General features: G+C 68.7%; 22 protein-coding genes and 1 riboswitch. Of the genes, 6 read left to right on the top strand and 16 right to left on the bottom strand.

Annotation, left to right across the window (positions count from 1 at the left end):
- Positions 1 to 28 precede the first annotated feature (28 nt).
- The 5 genes from PMI12_RS21295 to PMI12_RS21275 all read right to left on the bottom strand — a co-directional run bounded on the left by PMI12_RS21295 (position 29) and on the right by PMI12_RS21275 (position 4,743).
- The gene (locus PMI12_RS21295; RefSeq protein ID WP_007836594.1) at positions 29 to 1,261 is read right to left on the bottom strand and encodes an RNA polymerase sigma factor; all 1,233 of its coding nucleotides are present in this window, start codon (positions 1,259 to 1,261) and stop codon (positions 29 to 31) included.
- Between the two features lie 55 nt (positions 1,262 to 1,316).
- A complete protein-coding gene (locus PMI12_RS21290) occupies positions 1,317 to 1,682 on the bottom strand; it encodes a YciI family protein (protein WP_007836593.1) in 366 nt (121 codons plus the stop codon).
- Between the two features lie 105 nt (positions 1,683 to 1,787).
- Positions 1,788 to 3,161, bottom strand: coding sequence for an NAD(P)H-dependent oxidoreductase (locus tag PMI12_RS21285; protein ID WP_007836591.1), 1,374 nt, complete (start codon positions 3,159 to 3,161; stop codon positions 1,788 to 1,790).
- Positions 3,162 to 3,166: 5 nt separating this feature from the next.
- The gene (locus tag PMI12_RS21280) at positions 3,167 to 4,042 is read right to left on the bottom strand and encodes a phytanoyl-CoA dioxygenase family protein (protein WP_007836588.1); all 876 of its coding nucleotides are present in this window, start codon (positions 4,040 to 4,042) and stop codon (positions 3,167 to 3,169) included.
- Positions 4,039 to 4,743 carry a GntR family transcriptional regulator gene (locus PMI12_RS21275; RefSeq protein WP_007836587.1) on the bottom strand — a complete coding sequence of 235 codons (705 nt, stop codon included), beginning with the start codon at positions 4,741 to 4,743 and terminating at the stop codon, positions 4,039 to 4,041. Before PMI12_RS21275 ends, PMI12_RS21280 begins: the two co-directional genes overlap by 4 nt.
- A gap of 112 nt (positions 4,744 to 4,855) precedes the next feature.
- On the opposite strand from PMI12_RS21275, the gene PMI12_RS21270 reads away from it, so the two are divergent.
- Positions 4,856 to 5,818, top strand: a complete 963-nt coding sequence (locus PMI12_RS21270) for a threo-3-hydroxy-L-aspartate ammonia-lyase (protein ID WP_007836585.1) — start codon at positions 4,856 to 4,858, stop codon at positions 5,816 to 5,818.
- A 1-nt stretch (position 5,819) separates the two neighbouring features.
- Here PMI12_RS21270 and PMI12_RS21265 read toward each other — a convergent pair whose 3' ends face one another.
- Both PMI12_RS21265 and miaA read right to left on the bottom strand, forming a co-directional pair.
- The gene (locus PMI12_RS21265) at positions 5,820 to 6,473 is read right to left on the bottom strand and encodes an ABC transporter ATP-binding protein (RefSeq protein ID WP_007836583.1); all 654 of its coding nucleotides are present in this window, start codon (positions 6,471 to 6,473) and stop codon (positions 5,820 to 5,822) included.
- A complete protein-coding gene (gene miaA, locus PMI12_RS21260) occupies positions 6,470 to 7,504 on the bottom strand; it encodes a tRNA (adenosine(37)-N6)-dimethylallyltransferase MiaA (protein ID WP_007836581.1) in 1,035 nt (344 codons plus the stop codon). Before miaA ends, PMI12_RS21265 begins: the two co-directional genes overlap by 4 nt.
- A gap of 341 nt (positions 7,505 to 7,845) precedes the next feature.
- Here miaA and PMI12_RS21255 point away from each other — a divergent pair, with 341 nt between their 5' ends.
- The 3 genes from PMI12_RS21255 to PMI12_RS21245 are packed head-to-tail and all read left to right on the top strand — an operon-like array spanning position 7,846 to position 10,910.
- Positions 7,846 to 8,145 (top strand): c-type cytochrome, encoded by a 300-nt coding sequence (locus PMI12_RS21255; RefSeq protein WP_042673947.1) that lies wholly within the window; start codon positions 7,846 to 7,848, stop codon positions 8,143 to 8,145.
- Between the two features lie 34 nt (positions 8,146 to 8,179).
- The gene (locus tag PMI12_RS21250; RefSeq protein WP_007836578.1) at positions 8,180 to 8,653 is read left to right on the top strand and encodes a (2Fe-2S)-binding protein; all 474 of its coding nucleotides are present in this window, start codon (positions 8,180 to 8,182) and stop codon (positions 8,651 to 8,653) included.
- Between the two features lie 10 nt (positions 8,654 to 8,663).
- Positions 8,664 to 10,910, top strand: a complete 2,247-nt coding sequence (locus PMI12_RS21245; RefSeq protein ID WP_007836577.1) for a xanthine dehydrogenase family protein molybdopterin-binding subunit — start codon at positions 8,664 to 8,666, stop codon at positions 10,908 to 10,910.
- Between the two features lie 48 nt (positions 10,911 to 10,958).
- Here PMI12_RS21245 and PMI12_RS21240 read toward each other — a convergent pair whose 3' ends face one another.
- Together PMI12_RS21240 and mutL are read right to left on the bottom strand one after the other, a co-directional pair.
- Positions 10,959 to 11,909 (bottom strand): alpha/beta hydrolase, encoded by a 951-nt coding sequence (locus PMI12_RS21240; protein WP_237726147.1) that lies wholly within the window; start codon positions 11,907 to 11,909, stop codon positions 10,959 to 10,961.
- Between the two features lie 190 nt (positions 11,910 to 12,099).
- Positions 12,100 to 13,995, bottom strand: a complete 1,896-nt coding sequence (mutL, locus tag PMI12_RS21235) for a DNA mismatch repair endonuclease MutL (RefSeq protein WP_007836575.1) — start codon at positions 13,993 to 13,995, stop codon at positions 12,100 to 12,102.
- A gap of 115 nt (positions 13,996 to 14,110) precedes the next feature.
- Between mutL and PMI12_RS21230 the strand changes: the two genes are divergently transcribed.
- The gene (locus PMI12_RS21230; protein WP_007836574.1) at positions 14,111 to 14,770 is read left to right on the top strand and encodes a DedA family protein; all 660 of its coding nucleotides are present in this window, start codon (positions 14,111 to 14,113) and stop codon (positions 14,768 to 14,770) included.
- A 60-nt stretch (positions 14,771 to 14,830) separates the two neighbouring features.
- Here the strand turns inward: PMI12_RS21230 and PMI12_RS21225 are convergent, their stop codons facing one another.
- The 3 genes from PMI12_RS21225 to tsaE form a co-directional block, all read right to left on the bottom strand.
- Positions 14,831 to 15,118: a glycine zipper domain-containing protein gene (locus tag PMI12_RS21225; RefSeq protein ID WP_007836573.1), complete on the bottom strand. Its 288-nt coding sequence runs from the start codon at positions 15,116 to 15,118 to the stop codon at positions 14,831 to 14,833.
- 150 nt (positions 15,119 to 15,268) lie between these two features.
- Positions 15,269 to 16,756: an N-acetylmuramoyl-L-alanine amidase gene (locus PMI12_RS21220; protein ID WP_007836571.1), complete on the bottom strand. Its 1,488-nt coding sequence runs from the start codon at positions 16,754 to 16,756 to the stop codon at positions 15,269 to 15,271.
- Entirely contained in the window at positions 16,753 to 17,259 is a 507-nt protein-coding gene (gene tsaE / locus PMI12_RS21215) for a tRNA (adenosine(37)-N6)-threonylcarbamoyltransferase complex ATPase subunit type 1 TsaE (RefSeq protein ID WP_007836569.1), read from the bottom strand. The genes PMI12_RS21220 and tsaE overlap by 4 nt, the downstream gene beginning before the upstream one ends.
- Between tsaE and queG the strand changes: the two genes are divergently transcribed.
- Positions 17,245 to 18,318: a tRNA epoxyqueuosine(34) reductase QueG gene (gene queG / locus PMI12_RS21210; RefSeq protein WP_042673949.1), complete on the top strand. Its 1,074-nt coding sequence runs from the start codon at positions 17,245 to 17,247 to the stop codon at positions 18,316 to 18,318. The genes tsaE and queG overlap by 15 nt on opposite strands.
- A 4-nt stretch (positions 18,319 to 18,322) precedes the next feature.
- Here the strand turns inward: queG and arsC are convergent, their stop codons facing one another.
- The 4 genes from arsC to PMI12_RS21190 form a co-directional block, all read right to left on the bottom strand.
- On the bottom strand, positions 18,323 to 18,703 hold the full coding sequence (arsC, locus tag PMI12_RS21205; protein ID WP_007836565.1) for an arsenate reductase (glutaredoxin): 381 nt from the start codon (positions 18,701 to 18,703) through the stop codon (positions 18,323 to 18,325).
- Positions 18,700 to 19,383: a glutathione S-transferase family protein gene (locus PMI12_RS21200; RefSeq protein WP_007836563.1), complete on the bottom strand. Its 684-nt coding sequence runs from the start codon at positions 19,381 to 19,383 to the stop codon at positions 18,700 to 18,702. Before PMI12_RS21200 ends, arsC begins: the two co-directional genes overlap by 4 nt.
- 32 nt (positions 19,384 to 19,415) lie before the next feature.
- On the bottom strand, positions 19,416 to 19,928 hold the full coding sequence (locus PMI12_RS21195) for a 6,7-dimethyl-8-ribityllumazine synthase (RefSeq protein WP_007836561.1): 513 nt from the start codon (positions 19,926 to 19,928) through the stop codon (positions 19,416 to 19,418).
- A 95-nt stretch (positions 19,929 to 20,023) separates the two neighbouring features.
- Positions 20,024 to 20,187, bottom strand: a riboswitch (FMN riboswitch).
- 104 nt (positions 20,188 to 20,291) lie between these two features.
- Complete coding sequence (locus PMI12_RS21190) at positions 20,292 to 21,383, bottom strand: DNA glycosylase AlkZ-like family protein (protein WP_007836559.1); 1,092 nt, start codon at positions 21,381 to 21,383, stop codon at positions 20,292 to 20,294.
- Between the last annotated feature and the right edge of the window lie 147 nt (positions 21,384 to 21,530).

Here is a 21,530-nt window from a genome sequence, read left to right as displayed (position 1 = left end):
ACGGCGGCGTTGATGAAGAGCCGGCCGCTCAGAGCCGGTCCGACATCGCATGCAGATACGCACGCACCACCGCGCTGGCGCTGAGCCCGATGGCCCGGTCGTAGGCCTGCCGTGCCGCCGCCCGTGCACCGCCGGCCGCGAGCAGATGGGCGCGCGCCGCCCAGAAGGGCTGGTAGTTCGTCACCTCATTGGCCGCAATGGCATCGAGCGCCCGCAGGCCGGTTTCAGGTCCGCGCGCATTGGCGAGCGCGCAGGCGCGGCTGACCTGTGCACCGACGCTCGGCCGCAGCGCCAGCAGGCCCTCGTACAGGGCCACCAGTGTTTCGGGCGGCACCGGTGCGCCGGCGCGGCGCTCGCAGTGTGCCGACTGGATCGCCGCCTCCAGCTGGTAGGCGCCGAGCGACTGCATGGCGCAGGCCCGCCGCAGATGGTGTTCAGCTTGCGCGAGCAGTTCATGGTCCCAGCGCGTGATGTCCTGCTGATCGAGCGGCACATAAGCGCCGGCATCGCTGCGGCGCGCGGCCGTGCGGGCCTCGCAGAACAGCATCAGCGCGAGCAGGCCGAGCGGCTCGGGTTCGTTCGGCATCAGGCCACAGAGGATGCGGCAGAGGTCGATGGCCTCGGCCGTGAGGCCGCGGGGCAGGGCGTCGGCGCCGTCCACGTCGTCCCAGCCGGTGCCGTAGGCGACGTAGATGCCGTCGAGCACGTCCTGCAGCCGCTGCGGCAGGTCGCGCGCTCGCGGATATTCGAAGGGAATGCCGGCCGCGCGGATGCGGGCCTTGGCGCGCACCAGCCGCTGGCCCAGCGTGGCCGGCGCGGTGAGGAAGGCGCCGGCCATGCGCGCGGCGTCGAGCCCGAGCACGGTCTGCAGCATGAGCGGTGCGCGCGCGGCCGCGTCGATGGCCGGATGCGCACACACGAAAAGCAGGCGCAGCCGCTCGTCGGGCACGGCCGCGCCGTCGGTGGTGCCTTCGTCGACCTCGCCGGCCAGCAACATCAGGCTTTGCGTGGCCGCGTCCTGTACGCGGGTGTGGCGCCAGGCGTCGAGCTTGCGGTGCCGCGCCACGCTCAGCAGCCATGCGTCGGGCTGTGCGGGAATGCCATCGGCCGGCCAGCGCTCGAGTGCTCGCGCGAAGGCGTCGGCCAATGCGTCTTCCGATGCGGCGATGTCGTGCGTGCGCGCCGACAGGATGGCCAGCAGCCGGCCATACGAATCGCGCGCCGCACGCTCGGCGGCCTGGCGAGCTGCCGGATTGCTCACCCGAGAACCTCCGCGCTCCGCGCTGCGGTATTCGCCTTGGGAGCGGCCCGGCGGCTCATGCCGTTGCTACGGCCGTGGCCGTGAAGACGGGCCGGACCTCCACCCCGCCGCTGGTGGCGCAGGGCGCGCGCGCCGCCCACTCGAGTGCCACGTCGAGGTTGGGCACGTCGACCACGAAGTAGCCGCCGAGCTGCTCCTTGGTGTCGGCGAAGGGGCCGTCCTGCACCTGGCGCTTGTCGCCGCGCACGCGCAGCGTGGTGCCGGTCATGGGCGGGAAAAGGCCGTGGCCGCCGAGCGAAATGCCGGCCTGGCGCACGGCGTCGGCGTACGCGACCCAGCTGGCCCGGTAGGCCTGCGAGGACGCATCTTCGCGTTGTTCGAATTCGGCCGCGGGCTGATAGAACATCAACATGTACTGCATGGTGTCTCTCCGTCATGGAAAAGGCTGTCGAGCAGGATCGCTCACCACAATGACGGCCCGCGGGCGGTCATTTCGACACGCAGGGCGTGCCGAGCAGAAGATTTTTTACGCGATTGCCGTCGGGTGCAATGCCCGCCCCGAAGGCGCGAACATCGCCTCCATCTCGCTGCGCAGCTTGTAGGCTGCGGTCGTCCTGTCGATCGCCACGTCGGCCCAGCTCAGGCTCTGGCCCTTCTTCACCGGGCGCACCAGCTTGACGTTGTGCGCCAGCCCGAGCGGCAGGCCGCCCAGGCGCAGAGAGCGCTCGGCCGGCAGCAGCTTGCCCCACACCGTGTAGCCGCCTTCGCCGTCGAGCATTTCGCCTGCCGGCAGGTCGCGCTTGGCGGTGGCGACCACGTCGGCGTTCCAGCAGGTGGCGACACCGGTGGGCTCGCCGCGCAGCGCTACGCTGGCCACCGACATGCCGACTTCGAGGCCGATCAGATGCCAGCGCTTGTAGAGCGTGAAGTAGCGCCCGCTGGGGTCGGTGTGGGCGTTGTATTCCTCGAAGCAGTTCCGGATGTAGTCGGTCTCGGCCTCGACCGTGACCCACACGCCCATGCGGATGTCGTACGGGATCTTCCGCCCGTCGGCTTCGAGCGAGGACACCACCTCGACCATGCCCTTGCACTCCAGCACGCCGCCCTCGCTCTTCGGCCGCGTGACGAAGGGAATGTCCTCCACGCTCGCGGGCGGGTAGAGCAGGCCGTCCGACGGCACGGTGAGGCCGGTGGCGTTGGCGACCGCCGAGCTTTCGATGGAAGGCTTGGAGCCGTCGAGAAAGCTGTTGAACATCTTCGGGTTGAGACCGCCGCGCCTGGCCTGCTCGGGCGTGAGGCCGTAGTTGCCCCACACCGTCTCGGGAGTCGATTCGGTGAAGTGCGGCAGCCACTTGTGGCCGCGCCCGGCCGCCACCACCGGAAAGCCGCAGGTGCGCGCCCAGTCGACCAGGTCGCAGATCAGCGCGGGCTGGTCGCCGAAGGCGAGCGAATACACCACGCCGGCCTGCTGTGCCCGGCGGGCGAGCAGCGGGCCGCAGAAGGCATCGGCCTCGACCGTCACGTTCACCACGTGCTTGCCGTGCGCGAATGCATCCAGGCAGTGGTCGACCGCGGCGATCGGGTTGCCCGTGCACTCGACCACGATGTCGATCGATGGCTCGCGCGTCACGGCCTGCCAGTCGTCGGTGATCCAGGTGGTGCCTTGCTTCAGCGCTTCCTGCACCGAAGCCGCGGCGGCGCGCCCCGCCTTCCAGCCCACGCGTTCGAGGTTGACACGGGCCGCGTCGGGCGAGAGGTCGGCAATGGCGACCAGTTGCACGCCGGGCGTGCGCGGAATCTGCGCGAGGTACATCGCGCCGAACTTGCCGGCGCCAATCAGGCCGATGCGGACGGGGCGGCCTTCGGCGGCGCGCTGCTGCAGGCGGGCGTGCAGACTCATGTCGTTCAGGCCTCCACGGTGTCGAGCAGGTCGAGCGAGGTGCGCGATGCGCTCTCTGGCAGGCCGTTCTTCCACGGCACCTCGACGGGGTAGGGCTTCAGCAGGCAGTCGTCGGGCAGCATCTCGATGGGCGTGAAGTTTCGGTGCGCGATGTACTCGGGCCGCTTGTGGCGCCGGATGTGATTGCTGACGGCGCACAGGCTCAGGTACACCGCCACGCGGTTGAAGGGCGAGAGGTTGCTGCCCGATGCATGTACGAGGCAGCTGTGAAAGAGGATCATCGAGCCGGCCGGGCCCTTGGGCGAGACGATGCCGCCGTGCTTGCCGCCCGCGCGATCGACCAGCTGGCGGATCAGGTCGTTGTCCACGGTCCACAGCGGGTAGCTGGTGGTCGTGAGGTCATGCTTCGCATCGACCACGCCCTTGCGGTGGCTGCCCGGAATGAACATCAGCGGGCCGTTGTGCTCGGTCACCTCGTCGAGAAAGATCGCGACGTTCATCGCGCGTTCGGTGGGCATCAGGTCATCGTTGAGCCAGGTGCCGTAGTCCTGGTGCCACTGCCACACGTCGCCCTCGAAGGCCATCTTGCCGTTGATCTTGAACTGGTGCATGTAGACCTCTTCGTCGAAGAGGTCGGTCACCGGGCCGACCATGCGCGGATGGCGCGCCAGGCGGGCGAAGGGCTCGCTGACGAGGTGCGCGGCAAAGTTCGTGCGCACGGCGTCGGAGCCTTTTTCGCGCACGTTGAAGGCTTCGCGCCTGCTGTAGAGATCGGGCACCGCGTCGGTCAGCACCCTGGTTTCTTCAGCCGAGAAATGGCCGGGAAAGAACAGATAGCCGTCGCGCTCGAACTGCGCGCGTTGCTCGGGGGGCAGCTTCATGCCTTGTCTCCTTTTTTCTGCGTGGTGGTGGATGCGGCGCGCGCCAGTTGCTGCGCGAGCCGTTCGCTCAATGCCTCGCTGGCCCGAGAGACGTGTTCTTCGCTCAGGCGTGCGGCGCGGTCCGCGTTGCCGGCGGCAATGGCCGCGGCGATCGCCTCGTGCTCGTCCCACAGCGATTCGCGCTGCGGCTCCGCCTGCAGCACCGCGCCCATCGCGCGGCGCAGGTGACGCCAATGCGGGTCGGCGCTCTGGCCGATCAGCGGGTTGCCCGAGGCCTCGTAGATGGCCTGATGAAAGGCCACGTCCGCATCGATCATGGCTTCGACGTTGCGCCCGCGCGCGGCACGCCGGCCGCGTTCGATGAGCTTCGGGTCGATGCGAAAACGCTGGCGCGCCGCGAGCCGTGCGGCCAGCACGTCGAGCGCGCCACGCACCTGGTAGACCTGGCGCATCGCCTCGGCTTCCAGCGGCGCCACCAGCACGCCGCGGCCGGGCGCGTCGAGCACGAAGCCGTCTTTCTTGAGCAGCCGCAGCGCCTGGAGCACGGGCTGGCGAGACACCGAGAGGCGCTGTGCGATGTCTTCCTGCGTGATGCGTTCGCCCGGCGCGAGCGTGCCGCTGCTGATGGCGCCGAGCAGGGCGCGGTAGACCTGGTCGACGAGGTCGGGGGCGACTTCGATGCTGAGGAGCTGGGCGGGCATGTCGGCTTTCTTTGAACTCTGTATACAGAGTACCGAAATTGCACGGGCGTGCATCCCGGGTTTTTACCCATCGGGGCTGCAAAAAAACGCGAGCCCCCGCTAAGCTCGGCCCATGCAACTACCTACCTATGACGACGTCATTGCCGCGGCCGCGCGGCTCGAAGGCCATGCCCACCGCACGCCGGTGCTGCGCTCGACCACCGCCAACGAACGCTGGGGCGCCGAGTTCTTCTTCAAGTGCGAGAACTTCCAGCGCATGGGCGCATTCAAGTTCCGCGGCGCGTTCAACGCGCTGTCGAAGTTCGATGCCGCGCAGCGCAAGGGCGGCGTGATCGCGTTCTCGTCGGGCAACCATGCGCAGGCCATCGCGCTGTCGGCGCGCCTGCTGTCGATGCCGGCGGTGATCGTGATGCCCAAGGACGCGCCCGCCGCCAAGGTCGCCGCCACCAAGGGCTACGGCGCGGAAGTGGTGATGTACGACCGCTTCACCGAAGACCGCGAGGCGCTGACGAAGCGGCTCGCGCAGGAGCGCGGCATGACCATGATCCCGCCCTACGACCATCCCGACGTGCTTGCGGGGCAGGGCACGGCGGTGAAGGAACTGATCGAGGAAACCGGCCCGCTCGACCACCTGTTCGTGTGCCTGGGCGGCGGCGGGTTGCTGTCGGGTTCGGCGCTGTCGGCGCGCGCGCTGGCGCCGAACTGCAGGGTCTATGGCGTCGAGCCCGAGGCGGGCAACGACGGCCAGCAGTCGTTCCGTGCGGGGAAGATCGTGCACATCGAAACGCCGAAGACCATTGCCGACGGTGCACAGACGCAGCACCTGGGCGAGTACACCTTCGGCATCATCCGCCGTGACGTGGACGACATCTTCACCGTCGCCGACGAGCAGATCGTCGACGCGATGCGCTTCTTCGCCGAGCGCATGAAGATGGTGGTGGAGCCGACCGGCTGCCTTGCCTTTGCAGGCGCCATTGCGGCCGGCAAGGCCGTCGCCGGACAGCGCGTCGGCATCGTGATCAGCGGCGGCAACGTCGACCTGTCGCGCTATGCCGCGCTGATCGCGCCGCAGTAGTTCAGGCGCGTATTCCGCCGGCCGTCAGGTGCAGCAGGCGGTCGGCCCGGGCCGCCGCGCTCTCGGAGTGCGTCACCAGCACCAGCGATGCACCGTGCTCGCGGGTCTGGCTGATCAGCAGTTCCATCACCTTTGCAGCGGTGGACGGATCGAGGTTGCCCGTGGGCTCGTCGGCCAGCAGCAGGGCGGGGCGGTGCACCAGTGCGCGCGCAATCGCCACGCGCTGCAACTGGCCGCCCGACAGCGTCTGCGGCAGCCGAGCGCCCATGCCGGACAGGCCCACCGATTCGAGCATGTGCGCGACGCGGGCGTCGTCCTTCTGCTGTGCGCCGAGCAGCATCAGCGGCAGCGACACGTTCTGCGCCACGTCGAGGTGCGGCAGCACGTGGAAGGCCTGGAACACGAAGCCGACGTGCCGCCGCCGCCAGAGCGCGCAGGCCTCGCCGTCGAGCGCGCCGATGTCGGTGCCTTCGTGCGTGACCGTGCCCTGGTCCCAGCTGTCAAGGCCGGCCATGCAGTTGAGCAGCGTCGACTTGCCGACGCCCGATTCGCCTACGACGGCGACGAACTCGCCGGGCCGGACCTCCAGCGTCACGTTCTCGAAGACAGGCGCATCGCCGTAGTGCTTGCCGAGGTTGGAAATGCGCAGCGTCATCCGGGGCTTGTGGTCTTGGCGATCAGTTGAACGGCGGCCTGCACCGCGTCGGGCGCGTCGCAGGCGATCACGGTGCGCTGCGACATGCTGCGCAGCCAGGTGATCTGCCGCTTGGCAAGCTGGCGCGTGGCGGCGATGCCACGTTCGCGCAGCTCGGCCATGGCCTTGGCGGAGGGCGCCGCGTTGTCGCAGGCATCGAGCGTTTCCCACGCCTGCCGGTAGCCGACGCAGCGCATCGAGGGCAACTCGGTCGACAGGTCGCCGCGCGCGCGCAACGAGCGCACTTCGTCGAGGAAGCCGGCCGCAAGCATCGCGTCGAAGCGCTCGGCGATGCGCGTGTGCAGCCAGGCGCGGTCGGCCGGTTCGAGTGAGAACAGCACGCCGCCTTCGACAGCCTTGGCGGTCTTGTTGTCGCTCGCATGAAAGCTCGACAGCGGCTGGCCGCTGCTCTCCCACACTTCGAGCGCGCGCTGGATGCGCTGGCTGTCCTGCGGCGCGAGCCGCGCGGCCGTGACCGGGTCGACCTGCGCGAGCCGCGCGTGCATGGCCGGCCAGCCGAGCGCGGCGGCTTCCGCATCGATGCGCGCGCGCACTGCGGCATCGGCCGTGGGCATGGCGTCGATGCCGTCGAACAGCGCCTTGAAATAAAGCATCGTGCCGCCCACCAGCAGCGGCAGCGCGCCGCGCGCGCGGATCTCGCCGATGAGCCGAGTGGCGTCGGCCACGAACGCGGCGGCGCTGTAGCTCTCGCGCGGATCGAGGATGTCGATCAGGTGATGCGGCACGGCGGCCTGTTCGGCGGGCGTGGGCTTGGCGGTGCCGATGTTCATGCCGCGGTAGACGAGTGCCGAATCCACCGAGACAATTTCCACCGGCTGGATGCGCGCGAGCGCCAGCGCGGCGGCCGTCTTGCCCGAAGCGGTGGGGCCGGCCAGCGCCACGTAGCGCGGCGGATCGGAGCGCGCAGCGGCGGGCGATGCCGGAGAAGCCGGAGATGGGGCCTCGGCGGCCGGTGCGAAGCTGGGAGACATGATGCGCCGAGGGTAGCAAATGGCGCGTGCCGGTTTGCGGACCGGGGCGGATGGCCCGCGGCCGCGCTTCCCGGGCCCACGCGTTGACGGCGCAGTCTTGGAGTTTCAGGCAAGAACACGCGCGAATCAGGCTAGCGGCCGACGGGTCTTCGCCCGACACTGGCCGGCGACGTCCCGGCCCGCATGCCGCGGCATGCGCAGAGGGCCATCCGTCGAATCAGACAATTCCTTTTTCTCACGATGCCATGACGAAAACAGAAACGACCGAACTCCAGCGAATTCAGCCATGCGGCACGGATCGCGACGCGAGGGCGCCGGGCTCCCTTGTCGCCTCCTTCGCAATGGTCCTGGGCCTTGGTGCGGGCGCCGTGTGGCCACTGCACGCCGCAGCGAACCAGGCGCTGGCGCAAAAGTATTCATGCGTCGCATGCCACCAGCCCGCGACCAAGGTGGTGGGCCCGTCCTGGAAAGACATCGGCGCCAAATACGGCGACGGCAAGGGCACGGCCGCACAGTTGGCCGCAAGCATCAAGGCAGGCAGCTCGGGCAAATGGGGCGCGATGCCGATGCCGCCGCAGGCCCAGGTGCCCGATGCCGATCTGCAGTTGATCGCCCAGTGGCTGCTCGACGGCGCCAAGTGAATCCGACCCTCAACCACCCACGGAGAAAAAGAACATGAGTGCGCTCCACGTCAATGGCCGTGAACACACGGTCGATGCCGATCCCGGCACCCCCATCCTCTGGGCCCTGCGCGACTCGCTGGGCATGACCGGCACCAAGTTCGGCTGCGGTGCCGCGCTGTGCGGTGCCTGCACCGTGCACATGGACGGCCAGGCCATCCGCTCGTGCATCACGCCCATCGCCGCGGCCGAAGGCAAGAAGATCACCACCATCGAGGCCGCCACCGACGGCAGCGACAAGGTCGGCGCCGCGGTGCACGCCGCCTGGGTGCGGCACGACGTCGCGCAGTGCGGCTACTGCCAGAGCGGGCAGATCATGAGCGCGACCGCGTTCCTGAAGTCGCTCCCCGCGGGCAAGCAGCCCAGCGCCGACGAGATCGACTCGGCCATGGCCGGCAACATCTGCCGCTGCGGCACCTATGCGCGCATCCGCGCCGCCGTGGCCGATGCGGCCCGAACCCTCGCCTGAAGGAGTCCTCATGCTGCCCTCCATCGACTACCACGACCTGCCGCGCGCCCTGCAGCGCCTGATGGCCCAGGCTTCGGCCGAAGAGCCCGCCACGCTGCCCCGCCGCAGCTTCCTCAAGATGGCCGGTGCCGGCGGCCTCGCGCTCGGCGCCTTTCCCCACCTGGCCATGGCGCAGGCCGATGGTGCAAAGCCAGCGGCCGGCGGCCTCAAGCCGACGCAGCAACCCTCGGCCTTCGTGCAGATCGCGCCCAGCGGCGAAGTCACGGTGACCATCAACCGGCTCGAATTCGGCCAGGGCGTGCAGACCGGCCTGCCGATGATCCTGGCCGAGGAACTGGACGCCGACTGGGCGCTGGTGCGCAGCCGCAACGGCACGAACGATGCGGCATACGCAGACCCGCTGTTCGGCATGCACCTGACCGGCGGCTCCAATTCGATCAAGAACAGCTTCACGCAGTACCGCGAACTCGGCGCCCGCGCCCGGGCCATGCTGCTGTCGGCTGCGGCGGCGCGCTGGAAGGTCGACCCGGCCACGCTGCGCACGCAGGCCGGCACGGTGCTGGGCCCGGGCGGCCGCAAACTGGGCTACGGCGAACTGGCCGAGGCGGCCATGGCGCTGCCGGTGCCCGAGAAGGTCACGCTGAAGAACCCCAAGGACTTCCGGATCATCGGCCGCGCAACGACGCGCCTGGACGCGCGCGCCAAGAGCAGCGGAAAGCAGGACTTCGGCATCGACGTGCGGCAGCCGGGCCAGCTCACGGCCGTGGTGGCGCATCCGCCGGTGTTCGGCGCTCGCCTGGCCTCGGTGGACGACAGCGCCGCGCGCGCCGTCAAGGGCGTGAAGGCCGTGGTGCGCATCCCGCTGGACCGCGGCGCCGAAGGCGTGGCCGTGGTGGCCGACGGCTACTGGCCGGCCAAGCTGGGCCGCGACGCGCTGAAGCTGCAATGGGACACGGCCGCCGTGGAAAAGGTGGACAGCGACAAGCAACTGGTCCAATACCGTGACCTCGCCGGCCGCCCCGGCAATCGCAAGTTCGACGCCGACATGGCACCGCTGGCCACCGCGCCGCGCAAGCTCGAGGCCGAGTTCGTGTTTCCGTACCTCGCGCACGCGCCGATGGAGCCGCTGAACTGCACCGTGAAGCTGTCGGACGGACGCGCCGAACTGTGGGTCGGCACCCAGAGCGCCGACCTCGACGGCCAGGCTGCGGCACGCACGCTGAAGCTCGATCCCGCGCAGGTGAAGGTGAACGTGCAGATGGCGGGCGGCGGTTTCGGCCGGCGCTTCGTGGGCTCGAGCGACTTCGTGGTCGAGGCCTGCGAGATCGCCAAGGCCACGCGCGCGGCAGGCCTCGACGCGCCCGTGCGCCTGCTGTGGAGCCGCGAGGACGACATCAAGGGCGGCTACTACCGCCCCATGCACCTGCACCGCGCGCGCATCGGCTTCGACGAGCGCGGCAAGATCCTGGCTTGGGACCACGTCATCGTGGGTCAGTCCATCACCGCGGGCACGGTGTTCGCCGGGATGATGGTGAAGGACGGCATCGACGCCACGGCCGTCGAGGGCATGCGCGATCCGTACCCGGTGCCGATGCGCCTCACGGTGCACCATCCGCAGGTCAACGTGCCGGTGCTGTGGTGGCGCAGCGTGGGTTCCACCCACACCGCCTTCGTGATGGAAACACTGATCGACGAGATCGCCCGCAGCACCAGGCAGGACCCGGTGGCCTACCGCATGCAGCTGTTCGGCGACAAGCACCCGCGCCATCGCGCCGCGCTGCAGCTGGCCGTGGACAAGAGCGGCTACGGCAAGAAGAAGCTGGCGGATGGCCGCGCCTGGGGCGTGGCGGTGCACGAGTCCTTCGAATCTGTGGTGGCCTACGTGGTGGAAGCCTCGGTCAAGGACGGCCAGCCGGTGCTGCACCGCGTGACCAGCGGCGTGCACTGCAACCTCGCCGTCAACCCGCGCAGCGTGGAGGCGCAGGTGCAGGGCGCGGCGGTGATGGGGCTGTCGACCTGCCTGCAAGGCAGCGCGATCACGCTGAAGGACGGCGTGGTGCAGCAGGGCAACTTCGGCGACTTCACCGTGGCGCGCATCACGCAGGTGCCGGAGTTCGACATCCACATCGTGCCCAGCGCCGATGCGCCCAAGGGGATGGGCGAGCCCGGCCTGCCGCCGCTGGCGCCCGCGTTCGCCAATGCCGTCGCGCAGCTGACGGGCAAGCCTTTGCGGCAACTGCCTTTCAACCTGGCCTGATACGGGATTGCGTTCGAAGGGGGTTGTCCTTTCGAACGCAGCCCCGGGCTAGATCGCCGCGGGCACGCTGCTCGCGCGCGCCTCGCCGTGCACGTCCTGCGGAGCCAGCGAGGGCGGCGACAGCTTCGGCTGGTTGCGCGCCACCATGCCCTCGGGCTTCATGCGGAACAGCTGTGCCAGCGCCGCGCGGTACTGCGCCTCGCCGACCGAGTTGGTGTTGTGGTGCGAGCCGCCTTCGACCAGCACGAACAGCTTGGGCACGGTGGCCGCGTCGTAGAGCTTGCGGCCCAGCGTGGGGTTGATCAGGCTGTCGGCCGTGCCATGCACCACCAGCAGCGGCGCACCGATGTCCTTGACGGTGTTGATGGCCTCGAAGCGCTGCGTGATGAGGGCCCCGAAGGGAAGCCAGCCCCATTTGAAGCCGCTGACCACGTCGGCGATGGAAGTGAAAGTGCTCTCCACGATGGTGCCGCTTTCGTCGTTCACATGCGCCGCCAGGTCGATGCCGATGGCGCCGCCCAGCGAGTGGCCGAAGATGTAGCGGTGCTGCCTGGGATGGCGCGCAGCCAGCCAGGTCCAGGCGGCGCGGGCGTCCTCGCGGGCCGACTCTTCCGAGGGCAGGCCCTTGGAGCTCTTGCCGAAGCCGCGGTAGTCGATCGCCAGAACCGAGAAGCCCAGCTCGTGCATGCGCTGGATGCGCGGCGCCGAGCCGGCCACGTTGTAGCGGGCACCGTGCAGGTACAGCAGCACGGGCGTGTCGGTGGTCTCGGGCGCGCCGCCCAGCCACAGGCCGTGCAGGCGGGCGGGCTCACCGGTGGTGGACGACTGGAAATCGATCCACACGTCTTCCATGCCCTTGGCCATGGTGGCGGTATTGCCCCAGCTGCTATCGCTGGGCTGAAAGATCCATTCGCGCTGCCGCTCGTCGAGCGTCGAGCAGCCGGCGGCCAGCAGGGCACACAGCGAGAGGACAGACGCGAGGAGGGTCCAGCGTTTCATCATGGGGTTGAAGGACAGCAGAGCCGGCTGAAAAGTTCATCTGCTTTCACCGAGGTGCGCCGACACTGCACTTTGGTAACCCCCCGAAACAACGCTCGCTGGCGTCTTGACGAACCTATGCAACGTACGTGCCCACAATTCCGATGACGGCGGAAAACCCTAGAAAAAAGGCCTAAAAACGCGGATCTGCCTATCGGCCACGCATGAACAGCGAATCGAGCTCGCGGATCGACAGCTGGCGCCAGGTCGGCCGGCCGTGGTTGCATTGGTCCGAACGTTCTGTTGCTTCCATCTGGCGTAACAGTGCGTTCATCTCGTCGATGGTGAGCTTTCGGTTGGCCCGCACTGCCCCGTGGCAGGCCATGGTGGACAGCAGTTCGTTCTGGGCGCGTTGCACCACGGTGCTCGCGTCGTGCTGGCCCAGCTCGGCCAGCACGCTGCGCGCCAGTTCCACCGGATCGCCGTCGGCCAGTGTTCCGGGCACGGCACGCACCGCGAGGGTGCGCGCCGAGAAGGGGGTGATTTCCAGGCCCAGCGTCGGCAGCACTTCGGCGCAGGCTTCGGCCGTGGCCACTTCCTGCGGCGTGGCGGCGAAGGTGGCCGGGATCAGCAGCGGCTGGCTGGCGATGGCTGCGCCTTCGAGCTGCGTCTTGAGTCGCTCGTAGACGATGCGCTCGTGCGCAGCGTGCATGTCGACGATCACCAGGCCCTGGCTGTTCTCGGCCAGGATGTAGATGCCCTGCAGTTGGGCCAGCGCGCGGCCCAGCGGCCAGGCCTCCTCGTTGGTGGCGAGGGGGGCGGTGTCGGCGCGGTCGTCCGCGGGCAGCCCTGCGGATGGCGGGAACGTCGTCGCAACCGCACTGGCGGAAGGCCAAAGGAGCGAGGCGGTGGGCTCCGCCGTATGCGCCAACTGCTCGCTGCGCCTGGGCCACATGGCCTCGAAGTCGCCGGCGCCGCGTTCCCGCGCCGTGAAATTGATGGCGGGCTGCGCCCAACTGGCGTTCGATGGCAGCGGGGCCTGCTTGAAGAACGGCTGCGGTGCGCCCGCGGCCACCACGGCGTCGCCCGCGCGTGGAGCCGCCAGCGCGTCCTCGATGGCGTGGCGCACCGCCTGGTGCACCTCGCGCCCGTCGCGAAAGCGCACTTCGATCTTGGTCGGATGCACGTTCACGTCGACGCGCGCCGGATCGATTTCGAGGTACAGCGCATAGATCGGCTGGCGCTGTCCGTGCAGCACGTCTTCGTACGCGCTGCGCACCGCGTGCGAGAGCACCTTGTCGCGCACGAAGCGGCCGTTGACGTAGAAGAACTGCTGGTCGCCGCGCGAGCGCGCCGCATCGGGAATGCCGGCGCGGCCGATCACGCGCACCGGGCCGCCTTCGCGCTCGACGGCCACGCTCTGCGCCACGAAATCGTCGCTCAGTGCGTCGGCCAGCCGCTGCTCGCGCGTGGTGGCGGCGCGCCACTGCTCGACCAGCTTGCCGTCATGCCAGACCGAAAAGCCCACCTCGGGCCGTGCCAGCGCGTGGCGGCGCACCGCCTCGATGCAATGGGCCAGTTCGGTGGCGTCGGTCTTCAGGAACTTGCGGCGCGCGGGGGTTGCGAAGAACAGCTCGCGCACCTCGACCGTGGTGCCGGTGGAGCGGGCCACGGGCCGCAATTCGCCGGTGCGGCCGTCGAGTGCGAAGGCACCCTCGGAACCGGCGAAGCGCGAAAGGATGCTGAGTTCGGCGATCGCGTTGATGGCGGCCAGCGCTTCGCCCCGGAATCCCATGGTGCCGACCGTTTCGAGGTCGTTGAGGCTCGCGATCTTGCTGGTCGCGTGGCGGCGCAGGGCCACCGTGAGTTCCTCGCGCGGGATGCCCAGGCCGTCGTCCTCGACCGAGATCAGCCGCACGCCGCCCGAGGCCAGCCGCACCGTGATCTGGCCGGCGCCGGCGTCGAGCGCGTTGTCCAGCAGTTCGCGCACCACCGAGGCGGGGCGCTCGACGACTTCGCCGGCGGCGATCTGGCTGATCAGCTCGTCGGGGAGTTCGCGGATGGGGCGGCGTTCGGTGGGGGAGATGGAAGTGGGGAGGGCGCTCACCGGGGCATTCTAAAAGCGGTGCTCGTTCAGGCGCTGGCCCGCATCGGTGGCACGCGTATGTGCGGCATGGGGTGATTGGCAGGGCGTTCGGTGGCAGCAAGGATAATCCGCCCCCATGGAAATCATCAGCTTTCTCGTCGACTTCATCCTTCACGTCGACAAGCACCTCGAAGCCTTCGTCATTGCCTACGGGCCCTGGGTCTATGCGCTGCTGTTCCTCATCGTCTTCGTGGAGACCGGCGCGGTGGTGATGCCGTTCCTGCCCGGGGACTCGCTGCTCTTCATCGTGGGCGCGCTGTGCGGCGTGGGGCTCATGAGCTTTCCGCTGGCCTGCGGGATCCTCATCGCCGCGGCCATCCTGGGCGACCAGTGCAACTATTCGATCGGCCGCTACTTCGGGCCGAAGGTGTTCCAGTGGGAGAACTCGCGCTTCTTCAACCGCAAGGCCTTCGACCAGGCCCACGGCTTCTACGAGCGCTACGGCGGCATCACCATCATCCTTGCGCGTTTCATGCCCTTCATCCGCACCTTCGCGCCGTTCGTGGCCGGCGTGGCCGAGATGAGCCGCGCGAAGTTCACCATGTACAACGTGATCGGCGGGCTCCTCTGGGTGCTGGGCATCGCGACCGCGGGTTACTTCTTCGGCAACCTGCCCTTCGTGCGCCAGCATCTGGACAAGATCATCTGGGCGCTGATCTTCGTGCCCGGCCTGCTCGCGATCTTTGGCGCGTGGCGTGCATCGAAGGCAGAGAAGGAGCGCGCGGCGCGGGCCTGACGACTTGCTCCATCAACGACAAAGCGCGCCAATCGGCGCGCTTTGTCGTTCAGGCTGCTATCAGTAGTTCGGCCCGTTGCCCGGGTAGTAGCCGCTGCCCCGCGGATAGCGCTGCTGGTTGTAGTAGTTGCGCTCGTCGGCACTGCGACCGATCTGGTTGCCGATGACGCCGCCGATGGCCGCGCCACCCACCGTGCTTGCGGTGTTGCCGCCGATGGCATTGCCCACCAGCGCGCCGCCTACGACGCCTACCCCGGTCCCGAGATTCTGGTTAGGGCCGCTCGCGCAGCCTGCAATCGCCATGACCGAAGTGGCTGCGGCTGCAGCGATCCAGAGACGTGTGTTCATGATGTCCACCTTTCGAGGAGTGATGATTCATCATGTCCGCAAGGCGGTGCCCCGGTGTAGGAGCCTGCCGCACCTGCCTGTGCGGTGTAGCGGGCCGCACGGCGTGGGACGGAAGGCGTGCTTTGGCTTTACAAAAGCCGCAGCGCGAGATCAGAGCTGCCGGCTGCGTGCCAGAGGCGGGTTCTGGGCGAAATAGCGCTGGATGCCGCGCATCAGCGCATCGGCCAGGTTCTCCTGGTAGTCGACACGGCGAAGGTTGGCTTCTTCTTCCGGGTTGCTGATGAAGGCGGTCTCCACCAGCACGCTCGGGATGTCCGGCGCCTTCAGCACCGCGAAGCCGGCCTGTTCGACCTGCCCCTTGTGCAGCCGCGCACCGATGCCCTTGATCTCGCCGAGCATTGCGCCGCCGAGCTTCAGGCTGTCGTTGATCTGCGCGGTCGTGCTCATGTCGAGCAGCGCGCGCTGTACCTGTGCCTCGTGATTGCCGACGTTCACGCCGCCAACCTTGTCGGCGTCGTTTTCCTTGTTGGCGAGCCAGCGCGCCGCGCTGCTCGACGCGCCGCTCTGGCTCAGCGCGAACACGCTGGCGCCGCGCGCGGCGGGCGTGGTGAAGGCATCGGCATGGATGCTCACGAACAGGTCGGCCTGCACACGCCGCGCCTTCTGCACGCGCACGCCCAGCGGCACGAAGAAGTCGGCGTCGCGCGTGAGAAACGCGCGCATCGGGCTGCCGTTCACGCTGCTCGCGTTGATGCGCTCGCGCAGCCGGTGCGCCACCTGCAGCACGATGTCTTTCTCGCGCGTGCCGTTGGGGCCGATGGCGCCGGGGTCTTCGCCGCCGTGGCCGGGGTCGAGCGCCACGATGATGATGCGGTCGGTGCGGCTCGCCGTGGCGTCACCGCGTCCGGCGGCTACCGGCGGCGCGACGGGCCTGGCGGGTGCCGCGGCCACCGCAGGCGGCGGGGGAGTCAGGGGCACGGGCAGTCCCGTCGGGCGCTCGCTGCCGGTCACCACGGGCGGCGGCGGTGCGGGTGGGCCGGGACGCACCGCCTGCTGTGCCATCAGGTCGCCCAGCGGATCGACGGCCGGCGGGGCGGGGCGTGCCGGTGCGGGCGGTGCGCCGGCCACGGCTGCGGAGCTGTTGTTGCTGTTGCCGCCGCGGGGCGCATCGCGCAGGCGCTCGGCGATCAGCGCTTCCATCGGATCGACCGCCTGCTCGGGATACAGGTCGAGCACCAATCGGTGCTTGTATGCAGCCACGGGCGCGAGCGAGAACACCTGCGGCACCACGGCCTGCTTCAGGTCGAAAACGATGCGCACCACCTTCGGCGCGTTCTGGCCGACGCGCAGGCCGTTGATGTACGGGTCACCCGGCTTGATCTTGCCGACCAGTTCGCGCAGCTCGGGGCTGAGCTCGATGCCTTCGATGTCGACGGCCAGGCGCGGCGGGCTGCCGACCACGAGCTGCTGCGAACTGAGCCGCGCATCGGACTCGATGGTCACGCGCGTGTAGTCGGCCGCCGGCCAGACGCGCACCGCGAGGATGGTGGCGCCGCGTGCGATCTGGTGCACGCCGAGCATCAGCGCGATGCTGCCGCCCTGCAGCAGCACGCGCCGTTTCAGGCCGCGCCCCTTCATGCGGCGGTGCGCGCCAGCAGATCGCTGCCGCGAGGGGTGTTCGCGAGGAGGGTCACGCTGCGTGTGTCGTCGGTCATTGCTTCTATTTTAATAGCGAGGTCGGCAACTGGTGTGCGGCCCGCGGCGTTCTCCGGCCATTCGGCCAGCTTGAGGCCCGGCCCTGCGAAGATGTCGCGGAAGCCGGCGTCGTCCCATTCGCGCGGATCGGCGAAGCGGTAGAAGTCGAAATGGAAGATCTGCAGGCCGTCGGGCGCTTCGTGGGGCTCGACCACCGCGTAGGTGGGGCTCTTGATGCGGCCCGCGATGCCGAGCGCGCGCAGCAGGTGGCGTACGAAAGTGGTCTTGCCGGCGCCGAGGTCGCCTTGCAGCGCGATGAAGGCGTCGCGCAATGCGGGCGAAGCGGCCAGCGATCGCGCGAAGGCGTCGGTGTCGGCTTCGCTGCACCAGCGCAGGATGCGGGTGTTCTTGTGCGTTTCTACAATCGGCAAGTGATCGTCAGCCATCCACTCGTTGTTCGTATTCGGGCTTTGGCCCGGGAGCTCGGATTCTCCCAAATCGGGATCGCGGGCGTCGATCTATCGAGCGCCGAGGACGGTCTGATGCAATGGCTGGCCCATGGGTTCCATGGCGAGATGCAATACATGGCAACACACGGCACGCGCCGTGCCCGTCCGGCCGAACTGGTGCCGGGCACGGTGAGCGTGATCACCGCGCGCATGGACTATCTGCCGCGCAGCACAGAGTCCGAGTGGCAGGCCATCGAGTTCGACCGCCTCACGCGGCCCGGCGAAGCCATCGTCTCGGTCTATGCGCGCGGCCGCGACTACCACAAGGTGCTGCGCAACCGCCTCGCAAAACTGGCCGAGCGCATCGCGCAAGAGGTCGGGCCTTTCGGCCACCGCGCCTTCACCGACTCGGCCCCCGTGCTCGAAGCCGAGCTGGCCTCGCGCAGCGGGCAGGGCTGGCGCGGCAAGCACACGCTGATACTGGACCGCAACGCGGGCTCGATGTTCTTCCTGGGCGAGATCTACGTCGACATGGAACTGCCGCCGAGCGAGCCCGTCACGGCGCACTGCGGCAGCTGCAGTGCCTGCATCGACATCTGCCCCACGCGAGCCATCGTCGCGCCGCAGCGGCTGGATGCGCGGCGCTGCATCTCGTATCTCACCATCGAGCACGGCGGGCCCATTCCGGTGGAGCTGCGCCCCCTGATGGGCAACCGCATCTACGGCTGCGACGACTGCCAGCTGATCTGCCCCTGGAACAAGTTCGCGAAGAAGAGCGAGCTGCCCGACTTCGATGCGCGCGAAGGGCTCACGGGACGCACGCTGGCCGAGCTCTTTGCGTGGACGGAAGAAGATTTTTTGCGCCGCACCGAGGGCAGTCCCATTCGCCGCATCGGGCATGAGCGCTGGCTGCGCAACATTGCCGTGGCACTGGGCAATGCGGCGAGAGCGGGCGAGGCCGGTGCGCTGGAGGCGCTGGCGACACGCGCCGGGCATTCGAGCGAACTCGTGCGCGAGCATGTTGCGTGGGGCCTGGCGCAGCAGGCCGCGGGCTGACACTTCAGGCCGGCAGGATCTCGCGCACGCGCTCCCACGGCCGGCACATCAGCGTGCCGCGCGGCGACACCACGATGGGCCGCTGCAGCAGGATCGGATGCTCGACGATGGCATCGAGCAGCTGGTCGTCGGTCCATTTCGGATCGGCCAGCTTCAGTTCTTCGTATGGCGCTTCCTTGGTGCGCAGCAGATCGCGCGCACCCATGTTCATCGCCTTCGCCAGCTCGCGCAGCTTCTTCTTCGATGGCGGCGTCTCCAGGTACAGCACGATCTCGGGCTCCACGCCGCTTTCGCGGATCAGCGACAGCACGTTGCGCGAGGTGCTGCAGTTGGGCTTGTGATAGATCGTCATCGGATAGGCGGTGGTCGGTGTGCGTGCGGTCATGGGGTCGAAGGGGTCGTGGTGAAGGGAAAGCGCGCCGCCCAGAAGTCTGCCAGCCGGGGATCGGCATCCACGAGGCGAACCACCCGCGCCATGCGCGGCGCCACGCGGTAGAAGCGCGTGCGCTGCGGCGTCCAGCGCGACATCACGGTCACGTACAGGTCGAGCATGCTCAGCTTCTCGCCGAGCAGGTAGGGCGCGGGCTCGTCGATCTGCATGTCCATCAGGTGCCAGCAGTGCGCGATGCGCTCGGCGGTGCGTTCGAGCATCACGGCCTGCGCGGCCGGGTCGGGCGTGAGGCGCGTGGGTTCGTCGCGCACCCAGAACAGCGAATAGATGGACGCCGACAGGTAAACCATCCAGCGCAGGTAGCGCGCGCGCAGCGGATCGCCGGGCGCGGGGCAGAGCCCGGCCTCGGAGTAGCGGTCGCCGAGCCAGATCAGGATGGCCGCGCTCTCGGTCATCAACTCGCCCGAAGGCAGCACGAGGGCGGGCACCTGCCGCATCGGATTGATGCTCGACATGCGTTCGCGCTCGGCCTCGCTTTCCCAGGGGGAGATTTCGACGGTTTCGACCTGCGCGCCGATCAGCGTCAGCGCGGCGTGTATGGGGGTGGCGCCCGAACCGGGCGCTCCGTAGAGGGTGTAGCGGTCTTCTCTGGGGGATGGTGATGAAGAACTCATCCCCCCAGATTACTGCAGGCTTGCGCCTGTTGTCACGCCGCCAGCAGCGCGTCGACCTTCTTCAGCCCTTCGAGCGTCTTGAAGCAGGCCTCGGCCACTTCCGTGCCCTTGACCGCGAAGTGGCGGTGGAAGTACTTGCGGTGCTCCACGTGCTCGTGGAAATGATGCGGCGTGAGCACGGCCGAGAAGATCGGCACGTCGGTTTCCAGTTGCAGCGACATCAGCGTGCTGACCACCGTGTTCGCCACGAACTCGTGGCGGTAGATGCCGCCGTCGACCACCAGCGCGCACCCGATGATGGCCGCGTACTTGCCCGAGCTGGCGAGCCGCTTGGCGTGCAGCGGGATCTCGAAGGCGCCCGGCACGTCGAAGATGTCGATGCGTTCGCGGGCCACGCCAAGGCGCGCCATTTCTTCGAGGAAGGCGTCGCGTGCCTGGTGGACGATGTCCGAATGCCATTGCGCTTCGACGAAGGCGATGCGCTCGCCGCGCGATGCATTCGACGCGGTGATGGCGGAAAGGGGAAGGTCGTTGATCTGACTCATGGTGTGCCTCTGAAAGCAGGTTTCCTGAATCAGGGCGCACGAAACCGCAAGGCAGGCCGCGCGCTCACGGCAGAACGCGCGGGCTCGCCCGCATTTCGCGCTCTCTTTCATCCGGACTGTGACCGTCGGCTTCGGAATCGCACCGAAATCTGCTGACCCCTAGGCCTGCTTGCGCAGCCTCGGGCGCTCGCGGGCTTGTGCGGTTTTTTACGCCGCCATCACCGCCGGTGGGGAATTGCACCCCGCCCTGAGAACGCTTGCCGTCCGGCGAACCGGACAACGGCGCGATTCTAGAAGCCCGTTGCCGCGCGCGGTTGTCGCCCGCGCGCCAGACCTTCGGGCATAAGGGGATTTTGTCCGGACTCAGCGCCCGGCCAGGAACTGCGTCATGCGGTGCAGTTCGTCGTCCAGCGCCGCGCGGAAGGCCGCGTCGCGTGGCTTCTTGCCGGCGTAGCCGAAAGCCGGCTGCAGCCGGCCCTCGGGCGCCGTCACGTTGGCCCAGCCGATCACTCGGTCGTGCACGAGCATCGGCAGCGCGTAGTAGCCGAACTGGCGCTTGGGCGCCGGCGTGTAGGCCTCGAACTTGTACGTCCAGTCCCAGAGCAACTCGAAGCGGCGGCGGTCCCATACGACGGGATCGAACGGCGCCAGCAGGCGCACCGCGTCGTCGGGGGCGTGCCGGCGCGAGACGGGGTTCTCGTCGGCGGGCCAGTACCACGTAGTGCCGTCGATGCGGCAGCTCGCGAGTTCTTCGCGGGCGATGCGCAGAGCCGCCTGCGTCTGCTGCGACAGGTGCGGCGCGCCATAGCCGAGCAGCCGCACGAGGTACGTCAGGCTCGCGGTCGGCAGCGGCGCGTACTTGCGCACCACCAGTTCGATCAGTGCGGCGGCGCGTTGGGCGCGGCCGGCGGGGCTGTCGTCGGCGGGCTGGTGCGTCACGGCTTCATAGACGCGCGTGCCGCTGTCGCGCCGCACCACGCGCAGCATGCCGCGGTAGTGCATCTCGTCGAGAAGGTGCGTGGTCGCGTTGCTGGAACCGCCCCAGTAGTTCTTGATGCGGCCGTGTGCAAAGTGCTGTTCCACCTGCCGCGGGTGCACGGGGCCGTGTTCCCGCACGTAGGCGAGCACATCGGCTGCCTTGCGCCGCGTGTCGGTGTCCCATGCGCGCTTGGCTTCGCGCGGATGCATCAGTGCCAGGTGCTCGCGCGGCAGGAAGCCGTAGTTGACGAGGCAGTCTTCCTCGATGGCGAGCCGCGTGTAGCGGTTCTCGAGATCGCCTGCGCGGTAGTCCTTCACGCGATGGCGCAGGGTGAGGTCTTGCGCGCGCGCCGGTGCGCGGATCGGATCGGCCTGCACGAAGCCGAGCCGGCGGATCGCGCCCGGCAGCGTGGTCGGCTTGAACAGGGTGCGCGCTATTGCGTATCGGCGCAGGTCGTCGAGGGTCGTGGCAGCCATGGGCGAATTGCAGCACAGGTGGCTGCTGTTCGCGAGGTGTTCAGGGCGCGCTCACGCCGACGGGGTGCCTTGCTCCGCGAATGTCCTCCGGCCTTCGGCCTCCCCCTTTATTTCGCTGCGCAAGGCACCCCGCCGGCGTGAGCGTTC

The organism is Variovorax sp. CF313 (assembly GCF_000282635.1).
In the GTDB taxonomy this organism is placed as follows: domain Bacteria; phylum Pseudomonadota; class Gammaproteobacteria; order Burkholderiales; family Burkholderiaceae_C; genus Variovorax.
The sequence above is the reverse complement of the archived record's forward strand: the minus strand, read 5'-3'. Positions and strand labels throughout refer to the sequence as shown.

Bases quoted from the DNA above. Each gene is read 5' to 3' on its own strand.
- PMI12_RS21195 (WP_007836561.1), bottom strand. From the start codon at position 19,928: ATGAGTCAGATCAACGACCTTCCCCTTTCCGCCATCACCGCGTCGAAT.
- PMI12_RS21230 (WP_007836574.1), top strand. From the start codon at position 14,111: ATGGAAATCATCAGCTTTCTCGTCGACTTCATCCTTCACGTCGACAAG.
- PMI12_RS21240 (WP_237726147.1), bottom strand. From the start codon at position 11,909: ATGAAACGCTGGACCCTCCTCGCGTCTGTCCTCTCGCTGTGTGCCCTG.
- PMI12_RS21250 (WP_007836578.1), top strand. From the start codon at position 8,180: ATGAGTGCGCTCCACGTCAATGGCCGTGAACACACGGTCGATGCCGAT.
- PMI12_RS21245 (WP_007836577.1), top strand. From the start codon at position 8,664: ATGCTGCCCTCCATCGACTACCACGACCTGCCGCGCGCCCTGCAGCGC.
- miaA (WP_007836581.1), bottom strand. From the start codon at position 7,504: ATGTCTCCCAGCTTCGCACCGGCCGCCGAGGCCCCATCTCCGGCTTCT.
- PMI12_RS21220 (WP_007836571.1), bottom strand. From the start codon at position 16,756: ATGAAGGGGCGCGGCCTGAAACGGCGCGTGCTGCTGCAGGGCGGCAGC.
- arsC (WP_007836565.1), bottom strand. From the start codon at position 18,703: ATGACCGCACGCACACCGACCACCGCCTATCCGATGACGATCTATCAC.
- PMI12_RS21255 (WP_042673947.1), top strand. From the start codon at position 7,846: ATGGTCCTGGGCCTTGGTGCGGGCGCCGTGTGGCCACTGCACGCCGCA.
- PMI12_RS21200 (WP_007836563.1), bottom strand. From the start codon at position 19,383: ATGAGTTCTTCATCACCATCCCCCAGAGAAGACCGCTACACCCTCTAC.
- tsaE (WP_007836569.1), bottom strand. From the start codon at position 17,259: ATGGCTGACGATCACTTGCCGATTGTAGAAACGCACAAGAACACCCGC.
- PMI12_RS21225 (WP_007836573.1), bottom strand. From the start codon at position 15,118: ATGAACACACGTCTCTGGATCGCTGCAGCCGCAGCCACTTCGGTCATG.
- PMI12_RS21280 (WP_007836588.1), bottom strand. From the start codon at position 4,042: ATGAAGCTGCCCCCCGAGCAACGCGCGCAGTTCGAGCGCGACGGCTAT.
- PMI12_RS21275 (WP_007836587.1), bottom strand. From the start codon at position 4,743: ATGCCCGCCCAGCTCCTCAGCATCGAAGTCGCCCCCGACCTCGTCGAC.
- PMI12_RS21265 (WP_007836583.1), bottom strand. From the start codon at position 6,473: ATGACGCTGCGCATTTCCAACCTCGGCAAGCACTACGGCGATGCGCCT.
- PMI12_RS21190 (WP_007836559.1), bottom strand. From the start codon at position 21,383: ATGGCTGCCACGACCCTCGACGACCTGCGCCGATACGCAATAGCGCGC.
- PMI12_RS21270 (WP_007836585.1), top strand. From the start codon at position 4,856: ATGCAACTACCTACCTATGACGACGTCATTGCCGCGGCCGCGCGGCTC.
- PMI12_RS21290 (WP_007836593.1), bottom strand. From the start codon at position 1,682: ATGCAGTACATGTTGATGTTCTATCAGCCCGCGGCCGAATTCGAACAA.
- PMI12_RS21285 (WP_007836591.1), bottom strand. From the start codon at position 3,161: ATGAGTCTGCACGCCCGCCTGCAGCAGCGCGCCGCCGAAGGCCGCCCC.